Consider the following 9,724-nt stretch of genomic DNA (forward strand, 5'->3'; position numbering starts at 1 on the left):
GGTTCATGGCCGGCTGGTTATCCAAGGAGCGCACCGATGCCCGCCGCCGACCTGACCGATCTTCTGGACCGCATCACCCGGCAGGCGCCGACCCGCGCCGCGACGATGGAGGTCGCCCGCGCGCTCGGCTGGACCACGGGGCCGAGCCGCAAGGGATGGAAGGTGGTGCAGCCCACCGGCTATGTCGGCGGCATGGTCGTCCCGCCCAGCGCCGACACCGCCGCCGCGGAGGCGTGGTTCGACCCCGAGGGGACGGAGCGCGGGCTCGCCGGCCCCAACGCGGAGTTCCCGCCCTACCTGACCAGCCTGGACACCGCGCTGTCCGCCGTTCCCGTGGCGGAGCGCGCCGCCGCCCTGCGGACGGCGCTGGACCGCCACCGGGCGTGGCAGGAGGAGAGCGGGCGCGATGACGCGGCGCTCGGCCGCCTGCCCGCCTTCGTCATCGCGGCCTGGCTGTCCGTCAAGACGGAGCCCGGCCCGGCGGCCTGACCGGCCTCACTCCGCCGCGCCGCTCTCCTTGCGGGTTCCGTTCAGCGCCTGGGCGGCGGCGAAGCCGATGATCCGGTTCGTGGCGTCCGGATCGTCCACCCGCACCACCACGCCGCGCCCGACCAGATGGATGCCGTGGGCCTGGAAGGCGCGGATCAGGCGATGGTACGCCTCGCGCCGGATGACGAACTGCTCGTTGGGCTTGGTGATGAACTTGACGCCGATGATCGCCGCGTCGTCCTCCAGCCGCCGCACGCCCTGGGACTTCAGCGGCTCGATGAAGCTCGATCCCATCTCCGGGTCGGCGGACAGCTCCTTGCCGACCTCCTTCACCAGCCTCTTGACCAGCCCCATGTCGGTTTCCGGCGGCACGCGGAACTCCAGACGCATCAGCGCCCAGTCGCGGCTGTAGTTGGTCAGCGCCTTGATCTGGCCGAAGGGCAGCGTGTGCACCGCGCCGCGGTGGTGGCGCAGCTTCAGCGAGCGCAGGGAGATGCCCTCCACCGTGCCGCGCAGGTTGCCGACCTCCACATAGTCGCCCATGTGGAAGGCGTCCTCCAGCAGGAAGAAGACGCCGGCCAGGATGTCGGCGATGGTCGATTGGGCTCCCAACCCGATGGCGATGCCGACCACCCCCGCCCCGGCCAGCAGCGGCCCGATCTCGATGCCCAGCGAGGACAGGGCGATCATGACCACGATGACGACCAGGACGACCTGAAGGAACTTCCGCAGCAGCGGCAGCAGTGTGGCCAACCGCTGGCCGCGCGACGACACCCCGTCGTGCCGGGCCTCCTCCAGCGTCCGGTCGATCGCCCGCACCACCATCGTCCAGGCGACGTAGCCCAGCAAAAGCACCACCGTCACGTTGAACAGCAGCCGCAGGGCGATGCCGGTCGCCCCGCTGGCCTTCTCCACCCGGAACCCCCAGATGGCCGCCGTGGCGAAGACTCCGACGACGAACAGGGCCGACCACAGCGCCCGCATCACCCGCGCCACCGCGGCCTTCCCCGTTTCCGTCTCCTCCCCCCGGTAGAAACGGGCGAGCGGGCGCTGGGCCATCAGGGCGATGGCCGGCACGGCCAGCGCCACCAGCAGGCTGGCGAGCATCCGCGGCCCCGTCGCCGGTTCCAGCCGCACCGCCGCCGCCGCGACGACCAGCCACAAGGCGACGAGATAGACCGAGGCCGCCACCGCCCACAGGCCGAGCGTGGGGTGGTCCCTCACCTCGACGCCCAATGGACGGGCGATGGCCCGCGCCACCGGGGCACGCCCTCGCCACACGCGGTAAAGCAGATACAGGAAGGGCACGGTGCTCAGCGGCAGGCCGATGGCGACGATGGCGTTCCCGCCGACTCCCAGCGCCAGCAGAAGATCGATCAGCCCGAGCACCGTCGCGGCCAGCGTCACCGTGACCACGCCCGTGCGGTGAAGGGCGCGCGCGTCGGCGTCCTCCAGCGGGATCAGGCGCAGACCGGGGCGCCTCGGCGCGCAGAGGAAGCGGATCAGCCGGTCGGTCAGCAGCACGGTCAGCGCCGCCTGGAGCACCGCGAGCAGGACCGCCGGGGCCGCGGGATGCGGCGGCCGCAGGATCGCGTAGGCGGTCAGCACACCGAGCGCGAAGGCGCCCACCGGAACCAGCCCCAGCACGAAGCGCAGCGCGCCGGTCAGCAGCGGCGCCCCGCTGTCCGACTCCAGCTTGCGGAGCGGCCCGGCCAGGGCCCGGCTCGTCAGCAACAACGCCGCCGTCCCCGCCGCGAAGAGGATCAGCAGGCCGCGCAGCAGGCGCAGCGGGTGCACCGCCGCCTCGCGCCCGTTGGGGCGGGCGAAGGCGTCCGACAGGATGGTGGGAAGCTGTGGGTAGGTGGCGGCGACCGCCTCCAGGCGCGCGGCATACACCTCCAGCGCCGTCGCCGGTTCCCCGGCCACCGGCGCGTGGGCATCGGGCGTCTGCGCCACGGCCCATCCGGACGGCGAGGCCGCAAACAGCAGGGCGGCAAGCAAGGCAAGGACCGGCCACCGGGCCAAGGTGCGGCGCGTCCCCGAATCTTCTTTCATAGCGGCCGTCCTGCCGGAGAGCGACGGAGCGGTGCGCATCGGGCGGAAAAGTCCGCACCGACCTGGACCGACAATAGGAAACGCTCGTCTGCCCATCGATCAGGAAGCCAGTACGTTACCGTTGCCCATCGGACGGCCCTGCGGCGCAACGCGCGCCGCGATCCTGACTTTGGACCATCCCGGAGCATCCGGAGCATCCGGAGCATCCGGAGCATCCGGAGCATCCGGAGCATCCGGAGCATGGGAACGGCCGGAGGCCGCCGACCGCCGACGGGTGAAGCGTATGTTACCGTAACACCCAGGTTCGTGACCTGCCGTCACATGCGGGGATCATCAATCGTTCCTAAAATGCCCGGATTCACCAACGGTCTAAGGAGCCGCCGCATGCGCCTGTTATCCATCCCGTCCTTTGCCTTCGGAGTCCACGCCGCCGCGCTGGTCGCGACGCTGGCCGTCGTCACCCCGGCGCAGGCGCAGTTCGGTCTGTTTCTCGGCGGGCGCGGCGGGGTGGATCTGACGGACGAGGATTGGGACCTGTTCCGCAAGGCGCTTGGCGACGCGCTGACCCCCATGGAGGCGGGACGGCGCACCGAATGGAACAACCCGAAGACCGGGGTGCGCGGGGATGTCGTCGTGCAGAGGGTGCACGAGCGCGACGGGGCGCCCTGCGGTGATGTCCAGGCGAATTTCATCCGGCGCACCGTCCAACCCTACAGGCTGACCTTCTGCAAGATGGCCAACGGGCAATGGGCCATCGCGCCCTGACGGGCGCAGGGGCGAATGCGCCCTGACGGGCGCCGGGGATGATCACACCCTCGCGGATATCCTTCCGCGTCAGAACCCGGTTTCGCGGATCAGAACGGCCAGCGCGGTGCGCCAGAAGCGGTCGGCCAGGCTGCGCGCCTCGCCGTCCACGCGGGCCACGCCGCGCGTCTGGTGCGCGGGTGCCGCCTGCGTCCGGTCCAGCGGCGCCAGGGTCACCCGGTAGACCGCTTCCACCGGCTTCAGATTGGACCGTGCGGCCTCGGCGTTCGTCCGCCCCATCGACGGGCCGGTCTGGCTTTCGACGGCGATCGGACCGCCGTGGATCGAGGCCAGGGCGGGAACGTCCAGCCCCTTCACGCTCACCCGGTCCACCGCCGTCACCCGCGCCTCCACGCGCGGGCGCAACGGATCGTCGGCATGGAACACCGCCCCTGCCCCCACCGCGACGCGGGTGAGGTCGTTCTCGGCGACATAGCCGACCAGTTCACCGCCGCCGTCGGCGATGATCTGGCCCAGCGCCAGCGACGGCCCCACCCAGCGCCCGGGGCGCAGCGCGTCGGCGATATCCACCACCTTGCCGGCGATGGGCGCGCGGATCTCCAGCCGCGCCAGACCGTCCAGCAGGCCCTGCCGGTCGGCCAAGCCGGCGGCCAGATCCTCCTCCATCACGCGCACCCGGTCCAAACCGTCGCGGGCGGCCAGCATGCGGTCAATGCGATCCTGGGCCAGCGCGATGCGCAGTTCCGACTGCTGCAACCGGTTCGTCAGCTCCGGCGCCTCCAGTCGGAACAGCAGGTCGCCTGCCGCCACCCGCTGGCCGGGCTGGACCAGCACCTCCGCGATGCGGGACGGCACCGGGGCGAACAGGGTCGAGAAGCCTTCCGCCCGCCACACCGACGGCACGGCGATGGTTCCGGTGACCGGCACGAAGGCCAGCCAGACCAGCGCGGCCAGACCGCCCAGAGTCATCAGGAGGTTCCGGTTGGGCCGCAGGCTGCCCCGCCGCTCCCACCATTCCTTCGCCTCGTTGACCAGGGGGCGCAGGATGAACCAGCCGACTTCCACCGCGAACAGCACGATGCCCAGCACCTTGATGAAGACGTGATAGACCAGCACGGCGATGCCGATGAACAGCACCAGCCGGTAGACCCAGGTGGCGAAGGCGTAGGCCAGCAACACCCGGTGCATCCACGGATCGAACCGCTCCGGCACCTCGTCGCCCAGGCCGAACAGCCATTCCCTCAGCCGCCAGCGGGCCAGCGCGAAGGCGCGGTCCTGCAGGTTGGGCACATCCAGCGCGTCGGCCAGCAGGTAATAGCCGTCGAAGCGCATGAAGGGGCTGAGGTTGATCGTCAGAGTCGTCACCCAGCTCACGGTCGCCACGAAGAAGGCGGCGCTGCGCAGCGGCCCGTCGGGCAGGAAACTCCAGGCCAGCGTGGCGAAGGCGGCCAGCGCCAGTTCGGTCAGCATGCCCGCCGCCGCAATGTGCAGCCGGGCGCGGCGGGAGACCAGCCGCCACGCGTCGCTGGTGTCGGTGTAGAGCACCGGCCACATCACCAGGAAGGCCGCCCCCATGGTCGGCACCCGGCAGCCGAAGCGTTTCGCCGTGTAGGCGTGCCCCAGCTCGTGCAGCGTCTTCGTCACCAGCAGCGTCAGGCCGTAGAGCGCCATGCCCTCCAGCGTGAAGAAGTGCAGGAAGGTGTGGGCGAAGCTGTCCCACTGGCGCATTGCCAGGATCAGGCCCAGGATCCCCGCGCCGATCACCGTCCACAACCAGGCGCGGCTGTAGAAGGGCGCGACGTAGCGCACCGTGGCGTCCAGGAAGGCGTCGGGGCGGACCAGCGGAATGCGGAAGAACAGGTAGTTGTGCAGCAGCCACATCCACCAGGAGGTGCGCCGCGCCGCCGTCTGCTTCGCCAGGAAATCGACGTCGGCGCCCTGGGTCAGGTTGCTGCCGGCCAGGAATTTGTAGAGGCCGACCACGTCCTCCGCCTCCGGCTGCAGGACCGTCTCGGCGGCCACCGCGGCGGCGATGGCGCGGGGCGATCCGTGATGCCAGCGGGCGATGACTTCGAAGGCGCCGTGGCCGATGCGGAAGTAGCGGTTGCGCACCGGATCGTGGATCGTCCAGCAGGGCGACCCGTCCACCGCCGGCGGAGCCGGCAGCAACTGCAGCTCCTCGCGCAGCGGCGGCAGCCGCACGCTGTCCAGCGGATCGACCGGCGTGACCGCCGCCGGCCCCGTCGTCATGCCGATGGCGGCGGCGCCCATGGCTCAGAGCCCCACGGTCTGGCGCAGCGCCGCCAGCGGACGGCGGAACAGGTAGAAGGCCAGCGGCACCCGCTCGCCCTGGATCTTGGCGGTGCCGCGCAGCCCGATGCGCGGGGTCGGCTGGTCCGGCGCCAGATCGGCGCGGACGCGGTAGGCCAGGACACCCCCCGGCGTCAGCCCCGGTTCGTAGCTGGCGTGGGCGACGGTCGCTCGCAGAGGGCGCAGCGGGTCGACGTTCAGGTAGAGGCTGACCGCCGCCCCCTCCTGGAGCACGATGGCGTCGTTGACCGACACATGCACGTCGACCTCGGCGGCCTGCGGATCGGCCAGCGTCAGGATGCGCTCGCCGACCGCCACCGGCTTGCCCAGCCAGTCGTTGGCGTCGGTGAAGACGGCGATGCCCGTCCGCTCCGCCTTCACGGTGACGCGGTCCATCAGGTCGCGGGCAAAGTCCATCTCCGCCCGGCGCAGCTCCACCTGGGTCTTCAACTGGGCGATGCGCGCCTTGCTCTGCGGGTCGGTGAAGGCCCCTTGCGAGGCGGTCAGCAGTTCCGCCTCGGCCGAAGCCAGCGCCTTGCGCGCGACCTCCAGGCGGCTTTTCAGAACCGTTGCTTCGAACGTGAACAGCGGTTGGCCGGTGGCCACCGGTTCGTTCGGCTGGACGTGGAAGCGTTCGATGACGCCCTCCAGCGGCGCGCTGACGATCAGCGGGTCGCGCGGCGCCACCTCCGCCGGGGCCAGCGTCGATTGCGGCACCGGGATGGCCAGGACCGCTCCCAGGACCGCCACCGCCGCCAGCGCCCAAATTCCCTTGCGCGCCCGCACGCCGGAGCGGCGCCCAGCCCGGGTCAGCGCCCACCAGGCGTGCCCATAGCCGCCGGAAAGCTGCCCGAGCAGCACCTTCTCCCCGTCCGTCCACGCATCGTCGCGGGCCAGCCACAACACCGCCGTCAAGGTGCCGTCCGGCCCCGGCAGGGGCACCCACAGCGCCTGCGCCGGTCCCCACTGGCCCCAGTCGCGGGCCAGGGCGGGCGGAACCTCCGTGGCGGCGATGCCGTGCAAATTGCGGCCCTCCGCCCCCGCGGCGATGGCCGAGGCGGCGGCCTCCAGCCAGCGGGTGAAGGGAGCGTCGCGTTCCGGAACGGCGACGTTCGACACGGCTTCCAGCCGCGTCTTGCCTGACGGCGCGACGGTCAGGAAGACCGCCTGCTGATAGGCGATCATCCGCCGGGTCTGGTTCACGATGAGGAAGCGGAGCGCCTCCGGAGTCTGAGCCTGCCGGGCCTCCTGCTGCAGGTTCAGGAGGAGCAGGAGGCTGTTCAGCGGGTTGGCCGCCTCCATCCGGACGGATGTGACGTCATCGGGCACCTTTGGCCTCCTCCGGCGGGTTGAAGCGCGCGGTTCCGCTCATGCCGGCGACCAGATTCGGGGCGTTGCCCTGCTTGTCGGCCAGCAGCTTGCCCGTGACCTTCAACGATTGGCTGACCGGGTCGACGCGGGCACCGACCAGGGCGACCTCGCCGTCGAGAAGCTCGCCCGTCTCGTCGACCCGCAATTCGAACCGCTGGCCGGGCTTCAGCCAGACCAGCCAGGAGGACGGGACGATCAGCTCCACCCGCAGATCGCGGTCGGACAGCACTTCGAGCAGGGCCGTGCCGGCGGGGACCGACTCATGCTCGCGGATCCGCTGCTCCACCACCTTGCCGTCGAAGGGCGCCTTGACGTCGCAGCGGCGGACCTCGATCTCCGCCTTGCGCAGATCGGCGCGCGCGGCCTCGGCCTTGACCTCGGCCATCTCGACCTCGGCCCCGCCGATGGACTTGAGCTGCTCCAGCCGGCGGCTCTGCCGCACCGTGACGTCGGCGGCGCGCAGGTTGGCGCGGGCCGCATCGACCGCCGCCTGATAATGGCTGCAGTCGAAGGCGATGAGCGTCTGCCCCGCCTTGAAGGACTGGCCCGCCTCCACGGTGATCCGCCCGATCCGCCCGGCGATCTCGCTGGACAGGACGGCGTGCTGCCGCGCCTCGATCAGCGCGCGGACCCCGCCTTCGGGCACCGGCGCCGGGTCGGCGGCGGCGAGCGGCAAAGGGAGCAGCGCGACAGACAGCGCGGCGAGGAAGCGTGAGGGGCGAAAGCGGCACATCATGGCAGAGATTTTCTGCACCCTTTGCTCCGGAAGCGCAACGATCCAGGATTCGCAAGCGGTCCTGTACGCTTATTTGTTTCAGCACCGGCGCACCGGCACAGCCGAAGGGGGCGGCACCGGAGCGCCGCCCCATCGGCATCAGCGGGCGGAGGCACGCCCCAGCGGGGTCAGAGCGCTCAGCGGCACCGAGTAGACCTTCGCCGGTTCCGACCGTGTGGACGGGCCGTAGGACACCGTCATCGGGGCGGTCATGGAGGCGGCCGGTTGCGGCGGCAGTTCGGCCACCGTCACACGCTCCGGTGCTGCGGCCTTGCGCTCGGCCGGATCCGCGCCGCGCGCGGCGACCGGAACAGCCTTCGGTTCGGCCGGCTCGGCCGCCTTTTCGACCGGAGCCTTCTCCACCGGGGCCTTCTCGGAGGTCGTGGCGGGAACCAGCAGATCCTGGAGCCGTGCCGTACCGCCGGCCTTCTGCTGCCAGGCGCCCAACCCGTCGGACACCGCCTGACGCAGCGTCGTCAGATCCTGGGACGGAACGGCCTCCGGCATCGGATCGACACCCGCCGACACCATGACGCGGGCGTAGGCGTTCTGCAGATCGGCGTAGACGAGATCGCGCCGCAGATCGGAGACGAGTTCCGACACATCGGCCTGGATTACGCTCATGTCGCCCTGCTGGCCGACCGTGCTGCTGTTGACGTACTGCTGCCGGATGCGGCGGTCGATCGACGCCTGATCGGCGTTGAGCGAGAACTCCTGCGACAGCTCGCGGAACTGCACCATCGCCACGCGGACCTGGCTCAGCACCGCCACGCTGAGGGCCTGACGGCGGAAGGCAACCAGCTCCTCCTGCGCCTTGGAGAAGGCGTGGGTGTCCGGAGCCGAGGCCAGGGACAGGATGTTCCAGGACACCCGCGCCCCGTAATCGGCCCAGCGCTGGTTCAGCAGGAAACTGTTGCTGTCGTAATGCAGGCCGGCGTTCAGGTCGATGCCCGGCAGCAGCTTGAGCAGGGCACGGCGCGTCTCGTCGGCGGTGATGCGGGCGTTGTAGGACTCCTCCAGCAGCTCCGGACGGTTGAGGAGCGCGTAGGTTTCCAGGGAATCGACCGACGCCGTGATCGCCGGCACATCCTTGCCGGTGACGTCCGGCGGCATCTGGATGGAGAAGTTCTCACCCGGCGGAAGCCCCATCAACGCGCCGAGCTGCGACTTGGCGGCGACCAGTTCGCGCCGCAGCGTCTGAAGCTGGCGCAGCGTGTCGACCAGCGCGCGCTGGTAGGACAGGGTCTGCAGCGGAGCCTGGACGCGCTGGGCCTCCAGGGCGTTCGCGTTCTTGCGCGCCGCCTCGATGCGCTTTTCCAGCGGCTCGATCCGCTTCAGCAGCCGCTCCGCCGCGACCGCGCGCCAATAGGAGGTGCGCACGTCCTGCAGGATGCCCTGGACGACGCGGCGGCGGCGCTCGTCGGCGATCAGGACGAGGTTGGAGTTCTGGCGGGCGCGCAGGTAGCTGACGCCGAAATCGAGAATGTTCCAGGTGAAGCCCAGGTCGGCGGTCCGGCGGTGCCGGTCCGTGGCGGTGGTGCTCTCGCCGGTGCGGCGGCCGGTGGCGAGGTTGAGGCTTTCCGACCCGGATTCGTTGTTGCGCCCGGTGTAGCCGGCCCCCGCCACGAGGCGCGGCAGCATGTCGAACCGCGACAGGTCGAGCTGCTGGTTGGCGACCGCCATCTCCATCAGCTTCACGCGTTCGTCGAGGTTGTACTTGATGGCCCGCGCCATCGCCTCGTGCATCGACACCGGTCCGGTGATGGGCTCCTGCGGCGCCATGATGACCGACATGTCCTCGCGCAGGCGGGACACATTCTCGTCATCGGTCAGGGGCTTCGGGCTGACGGAACATCCGCTGGCGAGCAGCGCGGCAGCGGCCAGGGCGAAGGCCGCGCGGGTCTTGCGGCCCCGCGGCCGGAGGGAGGAAGCGAACCGGGTCATTCTCGTCGGCAATCC

Annotated in this window: 7 protein-coding genes; 2 read left to right on the top strand and 5 right to left on the bottom strand. The window is 70.8% G+C overall.

The window, feature by feature from the left end; translation table 11 throughout:
* Window positions 1–36: 36 nt before the first annotated feature.
* On the top strand, window positions 37–489 hold the full coding sequence (locus D3869_RS24375; protein ID WP_137142367.1) for a hypothetical protein: 453 nt from the start codon (window positions 37–39) through the stop codon (window positions 487–489).
* Window positions 490–495: 6 nt separating this feature from the next.
* On the opposite strand, the gene D3869_RS24380 is transcribed toward D3869_RS24375, so the two are convergent.
* Window positions 496–2,445, bottom strand: coding sequence for a mechanosensitive ion channel family protein (locus D3869_RS24380; protein ID WP_175426589.1), 1,950 nt, complete (start codon window positions 2,443–2,445; stop codon window positions 496–498).
* 483 nt (window positions 2,446–2,928) lie between these two features.
* On the opposite strand from D3869_RS24380, the gene D3869_RS24390 reads away from it, so the two are divergent.
* On the top strand, window positions 2,929–3,309 hold the full coding sequence (locus tag D3869_RS24390) for an RT0821/Lpp0805 family surface protein (protein ID WP_137142369.1): 381 nt from the start codon (window positions 2,929–2,931) through the stop codon (window positions 3,307–3,309).
* 69 nt (window positions 3,310–3,378) lie between these two features.
* On the opposite strand, the gene D3869_RS24395 is transcribed toward D3869_RS24390, so the two are convergent.
* The 4 genes from D3869_RS24395 to D3869_RS24410 form a co-directional block, all read right to left on the bottom strand.
* A complete protein-coding gene (locus tag D3869_RS24395; protein WP_137142370.1) occupies window positions 3,379–5,580 on the bottom strand; it encodes an HlyD family efflux transporter periplasmic adaptor subunit in 2,202 nt (733 codons plus the stop codon).
* Between the two features lie 3 nt (window positions 5,581–5,583).
* Entirely contained in the window at window positions 5,584–6,948 is a 1,365-nt protein-coding gene (locus D3869_RS24400; RefSeq protein ID WP_247895949.1) for an efflux RND transporter periplasmic adaptor subunit, read from the bottom strand.
* Window positions 6,938–7,726 (bottom strand): efflux RND transporter periplasmic adaptor subunit, encoded by a 789-nt coding sequence (locus tag D3869_RS24405; protein WP_247895950.1) that lies wholly within the window; start codon window positions 7,724–7,726, stop codon window positions 6,938–6,940. The genes D3869_RS24400 and D3869_RS24405 overlap by 11 nt, the downstream gene beginning before the upstream one ends.
* Before the next feature lie 138 nt (window positions 7,727–7,864).
* Complete coding sequence (locus D3869_RS24410) at window positions 7,865–9,709, bottom strand: TolC family protein (protein WP_137142371.1); 1,845 nt, start codon at window positions 9,707–9,709, stop codon at window positions 7,865–7,867.
* Window positions 9,710–9,724 lie beyond the last annotated feature (15 nt).

The sequence above is a fragment of the Azospirillum brasilense genome (assembly GCF_005222205.1).
Classification (GTDB): Bacteria; Pseudomonadota; Alphaproteobacteria; order Azospirillales; family Azospirillaceae; genus Azospirillum; species Azospirillum brasilense_G.